Source organism: Cellulophaga sp. RHA19 (genome assembly GCF_002813425.1).
Taxonomy (GTDB): domain Bacteria; phylum Bacteroidota; class Bacteroidia; order Flavobacteriales; family Flavobacteriaceae; genus Cellulophaga.
Genome location: NZ_PHUL01000001.1, coordinates 2,115,001 through 2,131,803, shown reverse-complemented (window position 1 = coordinate 2,131,803; position 16,803 = coordinate 2,115,001). Strand labels below are relative to the sequence as shown.

General features: G+C 31.1%; 11 protein-coding genes (1 of these 11 only partly in view). 10 read left to right on the top strand and 1 reads right to left on the bottom strand.

Annotated elements, in window-relative coordinates:
• Nucleotides 1-48: 48 nt before the first annotated feature.
• Complete coding sequence (locus AX016_RS09405) at nt 49-1,221, bottom strand: FecR family protein (protein WP_100895356.1); 1,173 nt, start codon at nt 1,219-1,221, stop codon at nt 49-51.
• 102 nt (nt 1,222-1,323) lie between these two features.
• Between AX016_RS09405 and AX016_RS09400 the strand changes: the two genes are divergently transcribed.
• From AX016_RS09400 to AX016_RS09355, 10 genes are all read left to right on the top strand, one after another.
• Entirely contained in the window at nt 1,324-1,926 is a 603-nt protein-coding gene (locus tag AX016_RS09400; protein WP_100895355.1) for an RNA polymerase sigma factor, read from the top strand.
• 255 nt (nt 1,927-2,181) lie between these two features.
• Entirely contained in the window at nt 2,182-4,509 is a 2,328-nt protein-coding gene (locus AX016_RS09395) for a polysaccharide lyase 6 family protein (RefSeq protein ID WP_100895354.1), read from the top strand.
• A 3-nt stretch (nt 4,510-4,512) separates the two neighbouring features.
• Entirely contained in the window at nt 4,513-6,774 is a 2,262-nt protein-coding gene (locus AX016_RS09390; protein ID WP_100895353.1) for a heparinase II/III domain-containing protein, read from the top strand.
• Nucleotides 6,775-7,122: 348 nt separating this feature from the next.
• Nucleotides 7,123-10,230, top strand: coding sequence for a SusC/RagA family TonB-linked outer membrane protein (locus AX016_RS09385; protein ID WP_100895352.1), 3,108 nt, complete (start codon nt 7,123-7,125; stop codon nt 10,228-10,230).
• Between the two features lie 25 nt (nt 10,231-10,255).
• Nucleotides 10,256-11,701 (top strand): RagB/SusD family nutrient uptake outer membrane protein, encoded by a 1,446-nt coding sequence (locus AX016_RS09380; RefSeq protein ID WP_100895351.1) that lies wholly within the window; start codon nt 10,256-10,258, stop codon nt 11,699-11,701.
• 24 nt (nt 11,702-11,725) lie between these two features.
• A complete protein-coding gene (locus AX016_RS09375; RefSeq protein ID WP_100895350.1) occupies nt 11,726-12,700 on the top strand; it encodes a PKD domain-containing protein in 975 nt (324 codons plus the stop codon).
• A gap of 8 nt (nt 12,701-12,708) precedes the next feature.
• Complete coding sequence (locus AX016_RS09370) at nt 12,709-13,608, top strand: polysaccharide lyase family 7 protein (protein WP_232732658.1); 900 nt, start codon at nt 12,709-12,711, stop codon at nt 13,606-13,608.
• Between the two features lie 171 nt (nt 13,609-13,779).
• A complete protein-coding gene (locus AX016_RS09365) occupies nt 13,780-14,484 on the top strand; it encodes a FadR/GntR family transcriptional regulator (protein ID WP_100895348.1) in 705 nt (234 codons plus the stop codon).
• A gap of 153 nt (nt 14,485-14,637) precedes the next feature.
• On the top strand, nt 14,638-16,263 hold the full coding sequence (locus tag AX016_RS09360; RefSeq protein WP_100895347.1) for an MFS transporter: 1,626 nt from the start codon (nt 14,638-14,640) through the stop codon (nt 16,261-16,263).
• A 55-nt stretch (nt 16,264-16,318) separates the two neighbouring features.
• Nucleotides 16,319-16,803: the 5' portion of an SDR family NAD(P)-dependent oxidoreductase gene (locus AX016_RS09355; protein WP_100895346.1), read on the top strand. The gene runs 280 nt beyond the window's last position; the window shows 485 of its 765 coding nt (coding positions 1-485); the start codon lies at nt 16,319-16,321; its stop codon lies off the right edge, out of view.

Below are 16,803 nucleotides of genomic sequence, written 5' to 3'. Positions count from 1 at the left end.
CTTTCCACGGCATAGACTCTGTTCTTTTTTTTCGCTACTTTTTTATATTTAATTTAAGGTTACACTTGTTTTATCTATTTGATATGATTTAATAAATCCTGAATTTTTAATTGATAACAATATATCTTCTAAAGGAGAATCTTTACTAACTACTCCCATAAACTTAACGTCTTCTATCTCTTTATTAGTAAACTTAAAATCTACATTATACCAACGAGACAAGACTTTTGTTATCTCTTTTAGCGGCTTTCTTTTAAAACTAAATACTCCATTTTTCCAAGAGGTAACATCATAAACATCTACTATATTTTTAGCATACTCTTTAGTATCTACATTAAGTGTAACTTGCTCATTTGGCTTTAAAATATCTTGTTTTGCATTTGCTGTTAGTGATACTTTGCCCTCTACTAATGTGGTATACACATAAGACTCATCATTATAAGCTTTAATATTAAACTCTGTTCCTAAAACCTCAACTTCTTGGTATTTAGATAAAACCTTAAACCTACTACCATTATGTTCTGTGCTAGGGGATACATCAAAATAAGCTTCTCCGTACACTAACTCTACTTTTCTTGTCTCACCACTTTTAAAACTTGTTGGGTATTTTAACTGAGAATCAGAATTAATCCACACTGCAGTACCATCTGCAAGTTTTACATAGTACTGCCCTCCTCTTGGTACAGTTAAAAAATTATACTTTACTTGAGCTAATTCCTCACTTGTTTTTTTAGAGTAGATAAGTTTATTTTTTACAGCACTACTATTTGTGTTAGTATATACACTGTCTTTATGTAAAACTATATCAGAACCATCTTCTAAAGTTAAAATAGCCTTAGAAGAGCCAGGTAATACACTCTGCTCTTGAGATACAATTACATCATCAGCCATATTAAAGTTTTTCTTAGAAATCCAATAATAACTCGCTAAACTCACCAAAACAGCAAATAAAGCTGCATATTTTAAAAACTGAAATTGCTTTTTCTTTTTTAAAATTTTAGTGTTACTATTTAATAACTTAAATAATTTTTCTTTTTCTTCTTCTGTTTGAAAATCTTTCATGTGATAATCAACTAAATAATTAGTCTTTATATAGCTTTTAAATAGTTCTTTAGTAGACTCACTTTTTAATGCGTCTAATAATTTATCTAAATCTTTTTTAGTGGTAGATTTTGATAAATACTTGGTTATTATTTTTTCTATTTTTTCTGATTTTGGCATTCCTATGCGCTTTTATATAAATGACGCAACTATTTAACACTACCCCAACGTTTTTTTAATTTTTTTTTTACATTGCAACGATTAATATTAATTTTTAACAAAATGAAAGAGATGTTTACTAATGAAAAAGAGTTAAAAAAAGAATTAAAAAATGGGAACGAAAAAGCGCTATCTTATTTAATGGATACCTACCACCACCCCCTATGTTTATACGTTTACAGCTTTTGTAATGATTCTGACGGAGCTAAAGATATAGTGCAAAATATTTTTATTAGACTTTGGGAAAAAAGAGATAAAATAGAAGCCATTACTTCTCTAAAAAGATTTTTGTACAAATGCTGTTATAATGAGTTTATTAGTCAATATAGAAAAGATAAAAAAATATTAGCTTTTGAAGTAGAACATGTAAATGCATTAGAAGAACTTATTAAAGATGAAAACGAAGCCTTATTAAAAAAGCAAATTGAATTACTAAAAATAGAAATACAAAACTTACCTCCACGCTGTAAAAAAACATTTTTACTAAGTAAAGAAGATGGACTATCTAATATGGAAATAGCGCATAAAATGGATGTTACTATTAAAACTGTAGAGGGCCAAATAACAAAAGCTTTTAAAATTTTAAGGTCTAAATTAGGAGATAAAATAAAACCAGTACTCTTTTTAATGTTTCGCTCACAAAAATACACCCCAAACATTTTTTAACTTTCTATAACTTTTCTGTTATAAAGTTAAATTTCTTATTTACATAATTTTGCCATTCATAAGAGTGATATCTTCCGCTACCTTAGTATTAACAAAGGACTAGCGTAAAATTAACACCTAAATAACGCATTATCAACTACATATTTTTAGGGCTTATTTTTTATGTATTTAATAAATTAAAAGCCAATAAATTACGTTTTTAATTTATAATTTTTATATTTGGTAAACCAATCTGGTTAACCAATTTATATTTTTATGCAAAAACATACGTTATATATAGCATTTATAGTACTTTTTAGTATTATATCTTGTACCGAAAAAAAGAATACAATATCTAATGTAGAACAATTTAACTCTGCAGTAAAAAAAGCACAACCTGGCGATGTACTAACACTAGCAAATGGTGTATGGAATAATACCGAGCTTCTTTTTGCTGCTAAAGGAACTGCAGAAAAGCCTATTACTTTGACTGTAGAAGAAAAAGGAAAAGTTACATTAGAAGGACAATCTAATTTACGTATTTCTGGAGAACACCTAATTATTAAAGGATTAGTTTTTAAAAATGGTTATACTCCTACTAATGAAGTAATCTCTTTTAAAGAAGATTCTAAAACACTAGCAAATAATGTTAGGCTAACAGAATGTGTTATAGATAACTTTAGTAACCCAGAACGTCATGAACCAGATACTTGGGTTGCAATTTATGGTAAAAACAATAGAATAGATCATAATCATCTTTCTGGTAAAAAAAACAGAGGTGTAACTATGACGGTGAGACTAAATACAAAGGAAAGTCAAGAAAACGATCATAAAATAGACCATAATTATTTTGGCCCTAGACAAAACTTAGGTTCTAACGGCGGAGAAACTTTACGTATAGGAACTAGTCACTTTTCTAGAACAAACTCAAACACTATTGTAGAAAATAATTATTTTGATAGATGTAATGGTGAACATGAAATAATATCAAACAAATCTTGTCAAAACACATATAAAAGTAACGTTTTTTACGAATGTACAGGTACACTTACTATGCGCCACGGAAATAGAACAATGGTAGATGGTAATATTTTTATTGGTAACAACAAACCTAGTACCGGTGGTATAAGAGTAATAAATGGTGAACAAACTGTGGTTAATAATTATGGTATTGGATTAACTGGTTATCGCTTTAGAGGTGCGTTTGTAATAATGAACGGAATTTACAACTCCCCTATTAACAGATATGATCAAGCAAAAGATGCTGTTATAAAAAATAACACTTTTGTAAACAGTAATCATATACAACTTTGCGCTGGTAGTGATGCAGAACGTAGTGCTCCACCAGAAAACTGTGTTATGGAAAACAACATTTTTTATAATGAAAATAAAGATAATATTTTTACTGTTTATGATGACATAAGTGGTATTGCCTTTAAAAATAACATCATAAGTAAAAATATTAAACCAATTAGTGAAACTGGTTTTGAGGCTAAAGAAATAAGTTGGAACAAGAATGCAGATGGCTTGTTGGTTCCTACTAATACTAATTTAAATACTGGAGCTACATTACCAGCTGCTATTCTAAAAAAAGAAAACACTGGCGTAAATTGGTACTCTAAAGAAGATACAACAGTTGCTTTTGGCTCTGGACAAACCATAAAAGTAAAAGCTGGTTTAAACACTTTGTTTGAGGCAGTAAATAACTCTTCAGCAGGAGATGTATTAGAACTTAGCGCTAGCGAACCTTACACGTTATCTAAAACAATAGCCATTAATCATCCTTTGAGTTTTGTTTCTAACTCAACAGAAAAACCAACTATTTTATTTGAAAAGAAAACACTTTTTGAAATTAAAAATGGAGGTAGTTTAAATCTAAAAGGAATTAATTTTGATGGTGAAAACGCCCCTGACAGGACAGGAAATTCTGTTATTACGACCAGTAAATATTCTATGAACAAAAATTACAAATTGTTTATAGATAATTGTGACTTTGTAAATTTAGATGTTAACCATTCTTTTGATGCTGTAATGGTTTACAAAAACACATTTGCAGATACAATTAGTATTAAAAACTCTAAATTTAATACTATTAGTGGTAATGTTTTGGCATTAGACAAAGAGACAGAGGATATTGGAATTTATAATGCTGAGTATGTAATTTTAAAAAATAATAGCTTTAGCAATGTAAATGGTGCTGTTTTAAGTTTACATAGAGGCGGCAAGGACGAGAGTACTTTTGGGCCGTTTTTAGAATTAGACCACAATACTTTTGATGCTATTGGTTACGGTAAAAGAAACAAGTATAATGCCGCAATTAATCTTTATGGAGTACAAGTAAACACCATTACTAATAATATTTTTAATAAAACCAAGTCTTTAAAAATGCATTTGGTGGTTGGTGAACCTATTGTAAATATTTTAAATAATAATTTTTACAAGTCTGAAGGTTTAGAAATTACAGGAGACCAAAAATATAATGTAGAAAACTTATGGACCTTAGATCCTGGCTTTAAAGAGGGTTCTTATGCATTATCTACCAACTCTGATCTTGCTAGTAAGGCTACAGATGGTAAAAATTTAGGCTTAATTATAAACAACTAACTAATGTTTTTAAAAAAATACATCTGTTTTGTATTGGTATTAAGTCTTTTTGCTTGTAAAAAAGATAAAGTAACTGCTACAACAGCAACAGAACAAGCAACAACTAATCACCCAAGTTTAATACTAACTAAAGAAGGTGTAAAAAATATTAAAGCTCAGTTAGGAACAATTCCTTTGTTTGACAAAACTTTAGAAGATGTTAAACAAGAAGTAGATGCTGAAATTAGTAAAGGTATAGACGTTCCTGTTCCAAAAGATTTTTCTGGCGGTTATACACATGAACAGCACAAAAAAAACTTTCTAATACTACAAAAAGCTGGTGTGCTTTATCAAATTTTAGATGATGAGAAATACGCAGTATACGTTAGAGATATGTTTTTAGAGTATGCAAAGTTGTACCCTACACTACCTTTACACCCACAAGAAAGGTCTTATGCAAGAGGTAAACTTTTTTGGCAATGTTTAAATGACTCTAATTGGTTGGTATATGCTAGTCAAGCTTACGATTGTATTTACAATTGGTTATCTAAAGAAGAAAGAGAACATTTAGAAAACGATTTATTTATTCCGTTTGCTAATTTTATATCAAAAGAAAATCCTCAATTTTTTAATAGAGTACATAACCACAGTACTTGGGGTAATGTTGCAGTTGGGATGATTGCATTGGTTATGGATAATGATGAGCTTTTGCAAAAAGCACTTTACGGATTAAAAACAGATTCTATTGCTGCTAATTTAAAAGATGATGATGGTGGATTTATAAAAAATAAAGATCAAAAAGTTGGCTTTTTAGCAAATTTAGATGAGCCTTTTTCTCCTGACGGATATTATACTGAAGGTCCTTATTACCAAAGATATGCTATGTACCCGTTTTTAATTTTTGCACAAGCATTAGAAAACAAAAAACCAGAACTTAAAATTTTTGAGCATAAAAACGCAGTGTTAACAAAAGCAGTAGAAGCATTAATAAACCTTACTGATAAAGACGGAGAGTTTTACACAATTAATGATGCGCAAAAAGGAATGTCTTACTACTCTAGAGAATTAGTAACCGCTGTAGATATTGCTTATCATTACGGAGGCAACAACCCAGAACTACTAAGTATTGCTAAAAAACAAAATAAAGTTAATTTAGATGATACGGGTTTAGCTGTTGCATTAGGTTTAAAAAATAATTTAGAGAAACCTTTTACAAAAAAATCTATTACTTTAACAGATGGTCCCAATGGTAAACAAGGTGGCATTAGTGTATTGCGTAACAACAATTTAGAAGTTATATTTAAATATACAGCACAAGGTCTTAGTCACGGTCATTATGACAAATTATCTTTTTTTATGTTTAATGATGGTACAGAGGTTGTACAAGATTATGGTTTAGCAAGATTTGTTAACATAGAACAAAAAGGTGGTGGTAATTACTTAAAAGAAAATACTACTTGGGCAAAACAAACAATAGCACATAATACCATTATACAAAACCAAACTTCTCATTTTAATGGTAAGTATAGTTTAGGTAGTAAAAACCATTCTAACCAATACTTATTTAATGTTTCTAAAAAAATTACAGTAGTTAGCGCTAAAGAAAATAACGCATATCCTAACACAGAATTACACAGAACTTTGGCTATAGTTTCAGACTCTTTGTTTATTAATGAGCCATTTGTTTTAGATATTTTTAATGTTACTGGTAGCTCATCAAACAAGTACGATTTGCCTTTTTATTACAAAGGTCAAATAATGCAAACAAACTTTAAGTATACACAACAAGCTACATTAAAAACATTGGGAGACAAAAATGGTTACCAACATTTATTTGTAGAGGCTTTAGCAGATGCACCAAATAGTAATTTAAAATTTAATTGGATGCACAATAATGTATTTTATACATTAACATCTGCTACACAAGCAACAGACAAAATTATTTTTGCTAGAATTGGTGCTAACGATCCAGAGTATAACTTAAGAAGAGATCCTACTTTAATCATCAGAAAAAATAATACTAAAAATGCATTATACGTAAATGCCATAGAAGCACATGGTAGCTACAGTCCTGTATCAGAGTTCTCTGTAAATGCATATAGTAGTATAGCTAAAATAGAAACCCTTTTAAATAGTAAAGACTATACCGCAATACGTATTACAAATAACAACAAACAATCTAAACTATTTATTTTATCTAATACAAACCCAGACAAATCTACAGCACATTCAATCACAATAAATAATAAAGAATTTAATTGGGTAGGTCCTTACACTTACAATTAACATAATTTATTGATATGAAAAAAATAAAATGCCTTTAGCCCTAATATAGAGAGTTTTACAAAAAAACTTATTAATGAGCATTTAATTTTTTTTTAACAAAATTTTTGCATATATTCGAAAAGTATAAACTGGTTAACCAGTTTGGTTAACCAAATTAAGATGAGCACAAAAAAAAGGACAGGTGCACGCCTATCCTTTTTAGTAACTACTTCTTTGGAGGGAAGTATTAAATATGTAGTATAAAAAACATATTCTTTTGCAAAAGTAATAATATTTTGCTTTAGGCCTAGAGATAATGGTTTTTTAAGTACTGCACCATATTAACTCAATTAAACTAAACAATTAATTATGAACTTAAAAACAAAGCTAATTTTAGTCATAACACTCTTTTACAGTGTTATAACTTTAGCACAAGAAAGTTTTTCGGTAAAAGGAAAGGTCGTTTCTACGGCAGACAACTTACCTATTCTTGGTGTTAACATTATTATTAAAAACACTACTGCAGGAACTACAACAGATTTTGATGGTAATTATGAACTTAAAGTAAAAAAAGGAGACATACTACAGTTTTCTTACATAGGGTTTGTTACAAAATCTATTACAATTGCAGATCAAAAAAACTTAAATGTATCATTAGAAGAAGATGCTAGTAAACTAGAAGAAGTTGTAGTTATTGGTTACGGAACACAAAAAAAATCTCACTTAACAGGGTCTATTTCTAAGGTATTAAACGAAGATTTAGGTCAGATTGCCGTTTCTAGGGTAGATGATGCCTTAGTAGGGCAAGTATCTGGTGTTAACATACAAGCTACAGAAGGTGAAGCTGGTTCTGACCCTACTATTAGAATTAGAGGTACGGGTTCTATTACTGGTAACTCTGGTCCTTTAGTTGTTGTAGATGGTGTTGTTGTACCAAACGATTACTTAGGTTCTTTAGATATGAATGATGTAGAATCTTTTGAGATTTTAAAGGATGCTGCTTCAGGTGCAATTTATGGTTCTAGAGGTGGTAATGGTATTATTCAGATTACAACAAAATCTGGTAAATCTGGAGAAACTAGATTTAGTTACTCTACTTTAACTGGTGTTAAAACTGCTAGACAAAGTGATGCTTATTACTCTACTGTCGCGGCTACTGCTGCTGCAGAATTACAATTTACGCATGGCCTATCAGATCGTACTAAATACAAGCAACTAATAGGTGTAGATACAAACTGGCAAGATATTATTTTTGATGGTGGTATTATTACAAATCATTCTTTAGGTATTAGAGGTGGTAATGATAAATTAAGATTTAGCACAAACTTAAACTACAATCATGATGAAGGTGTTTTATTAACTGATGATTTTAAAAAGTACAGTGTAAAACTTAGATTAGATTATGATGTTACAGATAATTTAACAGTTGGTCTTAGTGCTACTCCATCTTACACAGAACGTAGACGTTTTGATGGATCTACACACGATATATTAAGACAACCATCTTGGTTGCCAGTATACCACGATGAAAACACAATACAATTTGTAAACAGAGTACAAGATGGTGGTAAATGGGCAGACGTACAAGTAGGTGATTATGCTTTACAATACCATTTTGATGGATATGACTTAGATGCTGGGGCTCCTGTTAATGCAGATAGTGGTGGCACAAACATTAGTAATACCTCTAATACAAATCCTGCTGCTAAAGTATTAGAAAGAGATAGAAGAGATTACAGAAGTAAAATTTTAGGAAGCTTCTACGCTAAATACAAAATTAACGACGATTTAAGCTTTAAAACAACGTTATCTGGAGATTACCAAAGATACAGACAACAAAGATGGCAAGGTGTAGAATCTAACAGAAACGGTGCTAGTGCAGCACAATTAGATAGCACAAATACAAGAACACAGCATTTAGCCTTAGATAACGTATTATCATACAATAAAACATTTGATAAGCATGACTTTGGTGTTGTTTTAGGTGCTTCTGGCGAAAAATATAAAACAGAGTTTGAAACTATTAGTTCTCAAGGTTATACAGATGATAGTTCTCGTTACATTAACCAAGACGATATTACAAACGAATATGAAGAAGAATACGAAAGTACTTTATTATCTTTTTTTACAAGAGTAAATTATGCTTATGCAGATAAATATTTAGCTTCTTTTAGCTTTAGAAGAGATGGTGCATCTGTATTTGGACCAAATAATAAATATGGTAATTTCTTTGCCGGCTCTTTGGGTTGGAACATTTCTAGAGAAAATTTCTTAAAAAATAGTGATGTAATTAACAACCTTAAATTTAGGGTTAGTTATGGTGTAACTGGTAATAACTCTTTTAGAACAGGAAACAACTTAATTAACAATTACCCTTATTTATCTTTAATAGACAACTCTATTGCTTCTGGTGTAACCGGCGGAGCTGTTACAAATGCTGCTAACCCTTTAAACATATCTAATCCAGATTTAAAATGGGAAAGACAAGTAGAGTTTAATCCTGGTGTTGATTTTGGTTTCTTTAACAATGTATTATCTGGTTCTGTAGATTACTACAAAAGAACTAGTGACCAGTTACTGTTAAACAACCCTATTGCATCTACAACAGGCTTTACAAATGCTCTTGTTAACATAGGAGAAGTAGAAAACTCTGGTATAGAAGTAGAATTAAGAACAAGAAATGTTGCTGGCCCTAAATTTAAATGGACTACAACTTTTATTACATCTACTAATAAAAATGAATTAACAGACTTTGCTGACTCCAACGGACAAATTCAAAATGTAGATTCTAAAAGAGCTGCAGAATGGATTAACTTAGAAGGTAACCCTATTTCATCATTTTATGGATGGGTTGTAGAAAGAGATATTCCTTTAGAATTTCTAAAAAACCCTTTTCACCCTGTAGGAGCAGAAGCACAAGATGTATATGTAAAAGATTTAAATGGTGATGGTATAATAGATGATGATGATAAAACAATTTTAGGAAATCCTTACCCTGAGTTTGTTTGGAGTATGTCTAATGACTTTAAAATAGGAAATTTTGACTTTAGTTTTATGTTCCAAGGAAGTCATGGAGCTGAAATAAGAAATATGGGAGATCAATATATTTTTAACCATTTTAATAGCTCTCAAGATTTTGTTACTGGTCCTACCGGAGACTATATTTTAGGTACTCCAAACCAAGAATTTATCAAACAAAAAATATTTACAAATGATATTATACAAGATGCATCATATATAGCATTACGTAATATAAACCTTGGATATAACTTTAGTAAAGATGTTACATCTCAATTAAAAATTAGAAGCGCTAGAATTTATCTTTCTGCACAAAATGTAATGTACCTAACAGCAGATAATTATACTGGTTTTAACCCAGAGTCTATTAATACAACATCTGCTACAACTTATGGTTACCAAAGAGCTGGTTCTCCTGTGTTTAGTACACTATCAGCAGGTATTAACATAGAATTTTAAACTACTAATTTAAAAATATATAATCATGAAAAAACTAAAATTTTTAACATTAATAGTCATTACAATTTTATCTACATCTTGTGAAGATTCATTTTTATCACCAGACTTAAAAACTGGAACAAGTGGAGAAGCATTTTATTCTAATGATGAAGAACTAGAGGCTGCCGTAATTAATATTTATGACGGATTACAAGGTGTAAACGCAGCTAAAATTACAAACTCTAACTTAAATCACGCAACTCAAGTAGAGTTTTACGTAACAGAAATGCGTAGTGATAATACAAGGTCTAAAAGCCAGGAAGGTGAAGCTGCTCAGTTTGAAAGCTTTGCTATAGAATCTACAAATGGTATTGTTGCAGATTATTACAGAAGCTTTTATGATGTAATATTTAGAGCTAACATAGTTTTAGACAACATAAATGCTGCATCTGATGCTGCTGCAGGAAAATTAGAAGGTGAAGCAAAATTTTTAAGAGCATATGCTTATTTTAACCTTGTACGTCTATATGGTGATATACCTTTAGTTACAAATGTTATTGCTCCTTTAGATACTGAAACTGCTTTTACTAGAGTTAATTCTTCTGAAATTTATAGTCTAATTGTTTCAGATTTACAGACTGCTGTAGATAATTTAGATGATTCTTTTAAAGATAGAGCATCTAAAGCTGCAGCTCAAGGATTACTAGCTAAGGTCTATTTAACTCTACCAACACCAAACTACGCTCAAGCACAATTATTATGTGAAGAGATATTAGATCCTGCTAGAGGTTTTACCCTACTAGATAATTACAGTGATATATTCTTTTCTGAGCGTAATGATGAAATCATTTTTGCTATTGGTTACGAGCAAGGCGATAACAATAACAGTCAAAATTTTTCAGCAGAATGGTTAAACTCTGTTGGGAGAACAAGTGGCGTTAACTATGCTACTACAAATGTAGTTGCTGCTCTAGAAGAAATGGGAGGAGATAGAACGCAACATACCTACAGAATAGATCCTTTTCAACCTACAGAAAACCAAGCTATTAAATACTTGCCTAATGGTGAAGATGGTGGAGATAATGGTAGAACATTTAGCGCTGATGCACAAGCATCTGGTAATGATTGGATAGTTTTAAGATATGCTGATGTTGTTTTACTGCATGTTGAAGCAATATTAGGTGGTGGTGAATCTACATCTAACAGCGGTGCGCTTGCATCTTTTAATGCAATTAGAGAAAGAGCTGGTTTAAATGATGATGAAGACGGAGTCATTACAAAGGAAGAATTATTAAATGAAAGACGTGTAGAACTTGCATTTGAAAACAAGCGTTTATTTGATTTAATTAGAATGGGAGAAGCAACAAATGTATTATCTGCATTTGCCACAGAAAATGGCTATAGTTTTTCTTCTACAGATTTGTTATTACCTATTCCACAAAGAGAAATTGGATTAAGTAAAGGTGTATTAACACAAAATCCTGGTTACTAAAAACAATAGTTAAAACATATAATTATGAAAAATAATAGAAAAATAAATAAATTAAAAGGTACAGCAGGACTATTGACTGCCATCTTTTTACTAACCATATCTTTTTCATCTTGTGATTTAGATTATGATATAGCTGATACTGCATCCATAGAAGACGCTACCCCTCCTACTGCATTTTTTGCTGCTACCCAAAATACTGGTTCAGATGATGCATGGAAAACGTATAGCTTTAGTAATCAATCTAACAGCGCAACGCAATACAGTTGGGAATTTACACATAGTTCTGGAGAAATAATAACATCTACTGAGGCAGAACCAGAACATACTTTTCCTGGAGAAGGTGATTTTGTAGTAAGCTTAACTGCTTCAGATAATTTAGGTGTAAAAAGTGTGTACACAGAAACAGTTACGGTGGTAGAACCTATAGTTCCTACTGTAATTACACCAGTAATATCAGAATGGGCTTTTGAAGACGGTACTGATGAAGGTGGAGACACACTTGGCTGCATATTTATTCAATCAGATGGTACACCTAAAACCCCAAAAAACGACGGTACTAATTGTTGGAGAATTATAGGGGCAACAGTACACCAAACTACTAGTGATGGTGCCTATACTGTTCCTTTTGACAATACTTCTGGTAAAACTCAAGGTGCTAAATACCCTGCAACTGGCGCTGGTAATGACAGAGCTTCTTATCAAGCTTTAACCGTTACCCCTAACGCTAAATATATTGTAACTTTTCATTACGCACTTAAAAATGATGGAGATAAAGTTAGAGTTGGTATCCTAAACGGATGGATGGATAATGCAAATGAATTAGAAGCTACTGGTTTTATTGCTGAGGCTGATGGTGATGTGGCATTAGGTAAAAATAACTTTACAGAAGTTACATTTGAATTTGAAGCAAATGCTACAGGTGAAATTGCTATTTGGATTGATAATGTAAGTACTGGCGATACTTACTTAGATAATGTTAGTATTATACCTGCACCATAATATATAAAATAATGAATTTCCGAAGAGAAATAATAACCATAATATCAATTGTATTTCTTACTACTAACGCTGCTTGCCAAACAACAAAAAGTAGCGTAGTAGAATCGGATACTAAAATTTTAAAAAAGAAAAATAAGAAGAAAAAATACAGATTACCAAAAATAGATTTAAGCCATTGGAAAGTAACCTTACCTATTGGCAAACCCATAGAAGTAGAGCCACCAGAGATACTAAATTATGCCACAAACAAAACACTAAAGCCATTTATGTATAATGATTCTGTTTCTGGTGCGCTTGTTTTCTATGCATATCCTACTGCTGCTACAACAGCTAACACTAAGTATTCTAGAACAGAACTAAGGGAGCAAATGGAACCAGGCAATAATAATGTAAACTGGACTTTTAAACAAGGTAGAGGCTTAAAAGGAAAACTTGCTGTTGAAGATATTTCTAGAGATAGGAATGGTAAATATCACAAGACCATTATTATGCAAATACACGGTAGGTTAACCAATGAACAAAAAAAACTTATTGGTCAAAAAGACAATAATGCGCCTCCAATGTTAAAAATATATTGGCAAAATGGTAAAGTACGAGTAAAAACAAAAAAATTAATAAGCTTAAGTTTAACAGATACAGAAATTTTACATGACACAGCTTGGACAGATGATGAAGGACATACTTTTAAAGAAAATGTAGGTTTTGGCAAATTTACAATAGAAGTTAAAGTGTCTGATGGAGAAATGATAGTATCACTAAATAATAATGAATTTAAAGTATACAAAAATATTCATATGAAAAGATGGGGTGTTTTTGAAAACTATTTTAAAGCTGGTAATTATTTTCAATCAAGAGATGAAAACTCTTATGCTAAAGTTAAATATTATGAGTTAGAAATAACAGAGTAATAAATCAAATATAAAGTTGAAGTTACGTTTAAAACGTAGAGTTAGTTCTAGTTTTTGTTAGCACCAGTTCCTAGTTAGTCCTGGTGTTAACAAAACTATTAAAAATAGAAAAACACTCATTAAACTTAACTATTTTAGACGTCAATTTAAAGCCATTTAAAATTTTGAATTATGAAGTTAGATGTACAAACTACAAATGATAATAAGCAAATATTAAACTCAATAATTAGCAATATTAGAGATTTAATAAACTTAAAAAATTTGGAGCCTGGGGATAAATTACCTTCAGAGCGTATGCTATCTGAAAAATTTGAAGTTAGTAGAAGTAACGTAAGAGATGCTATTCAAAAATTAGAATTTTATGGTTTACTAAAATCAATTCCACAAAGCGGAACATTTGTAGCTAAAATAGGTATTATTGCTTTAAACGGAATGATTGATGACATTTTAAGATTAGAAAATCAAGACTTTAAATCTCTAGTAGAAACTAGAATTTTACTAGAATTAAAAACGGTTCGTTTAGCTGCATTAAGGAGAACAGAAGAGGATTTAATAAATATTAAGGCTGCTTTAGACGCTTACGAAGCTAAAGCTTTAAGTAATGAAGATGCGGTACAGGAAGATTTATTGTTTCACTTAGCAATTGCAAAAGCATGTGGCAATAGTACTATTAACACTTTTATGTTAACTATAACACCGCAGATAATTATAGATTTCGAAAAATACCACGTCTGTGATAAAGACCAAACTGTTAAAGGAATTAAAGAACATACAGCTATTTATGAAGCTATAAAAAAACAAGATCCAAAATTGGGTAAACAAAAAATGAAGGAACACTTCAATGCATTATATCAATATTGCTATAATATTAAATAAAAAATGATAGTAAAGAGATACCTATTGCACGTAGTATCTTTTTATAAAAAAACACATTAAGGAGGGAAGTAAAAATAATTAGAAAAGTAACAAATTATCATTGTTATTCATCTATTTATACATTCTATACACTCCTTTTATATATTAAAAAATATGAAAGTAAAAGGATTAAGATGGTGGGTAGTAGGACTTGTTGCTTTGGCTGCAGTTATTAATTATATAGACAGACAAGCCTTTGGTGCACTTTGGTCTGACATTGCCCAAGACTTATTCCCAGAAATGGATAAGGATGGACATAAAGTTATATTTGGTACAATATCTACGGTATTTATAATATCATATGCTAGTGGTCAAGCACTTTTTGGTAAAATTTTTGACTGGATAGGCACTAGAATTGGGTTTGCCATCTCTATTGGGGTTTGGTCCGTTGCAACTATGCTGCACGCCTTTGCTCAAGGAATGTTAAGCTTTTCTATTTTTAGATCAATATTAGGTTTAGCAGAAGCTGGTAACTGGCCAGGGGCGGCAAAAGCTAATGCAGAATGGTTTCCTACCAAAGAAAGAGCACTTGCACAAGGAGTTTTTAATTCAGGGGCAGCAATTGGTGGTATTATAGCTTATCCAGTAATTGGACTGTTATCTGCATACTTAGATTGGAAGTCAATATTTATAGTGGTAGGATTGCTTGGATTATTATGGTTATTACCTTGGTTATATATTGTTAAATCTGGACCAAAAACTCATCCTTGGCTAACAGATGACGAAAAAAAATACATCCTCTCTGGTCAAAAAAATCAAGATCTTGATGAAGATGGTAATCATGATGATGGCTATGTACCTGATACAGGAGAATTACTTAAGCATAAAGAAAGTTGGGGTGTAATAATTGCTTCGGCAGCACTTGATCCTATATGGTGGTTGTTTATAGTTTGGATTCCTATATATCTATCTGAAGTATTTGGTATGAATGTAAAAGAAATTGCATTTTCAGCTTGGGTTCCTTATGTAGGTGCAATGATTGGTGCATGGTATGGAGGTTTACTTGCCCAAAAGAAACTTAATTCTTCGTGGACTGTAGACAAGACTCGTAAGTATGTTATTACATTGGGATGTATCATAATGATTCCATGTTTTATTCTATTAAAATACCCTGGTGCACCTCAAATTTTAGGAGTTTTTGGAGTTGAGAAATCTGCTGCTTTAACAATGGCTGATCCACAAGTTAAAAAGATAATGGATAATGACGCATTTAAAGACTTAAAAGCGGATAAAAATTTTATTCAAGACATTGCTGGAAAAAATATTAATCAAATTAAATCTAACCCTACATTTAAGAAAGCATATCAATCTGCTGTTTGGAAAACACCAAAAGCAGAAGCAACAAAAGAAGAACGTTTATTGCCGAAATATGGAGCACCTACAGATTCTGGAATTGCAGCTCTTGCCTATTTATCAGAAATTAATAATGCTAGAAATACAGCAGCATTAATTGCAGTTGTAATTATGGCTATTTTGTTATTTGGATTTCAAATTGCAATTGGAAATATACAAACATTACCAAGTGATCTCTTTAGCGGAAAAATAGTAGGTACTCTTTCAGGCTTTTCTGGTATGGCAGCTAAACTTGGTGCAGCTGGGCTTACGCTATTAGTTACTTTTATCACTAAAGGTGGTAACTATACACCTGCATTTTTAATAGGTGGAGCATTAGCAATAATAGCATTATTAGCTGTTTGGATATTATGTCCTAAAATACAACCATTAAAACCTAAAAATTAATAATATTAAATATAAACATAGAAAAACAAATTAAATAAAAATTAAACACATAAAAATGAGTAAAAATAAAGGAAAAGTAGCAATTGTTACAGGAGCCACAGGCGGAATAGGTTTTGAAGTTGCAAAAAGATTGGGATCAGATGGATATACTGTTGTTTTAAATGGTATTGATGATACAGCAGGTGCTGATAGAGTAAATGAACTAACAAAACAAGGAATAACAGCTGAATATGTTGGTTTTGATGTAACAAAAGAAGATCTTGTAACAGATAACATAGTTAAAATTGGTGAGAAATATGGAAGAATAGACGTCCTAGTGAACAATGCTGGTGGTCTAGGTGGTAGATCTAGATTCGAAGAAATGACAACTGAATTTTACAGGTTTGTTATGGCTCTAAACTTAGACTCAGTTTTCTTTGCATCAAGAGCAGCTATACCTTACCTAAAAAAAGGAGAACACCCTTCTATCATCAATTATACCTCTAATGCAGGTTGGACCGCAGGAGGTCCTGGTGCAGGTATATATGGCACATCTAAAGC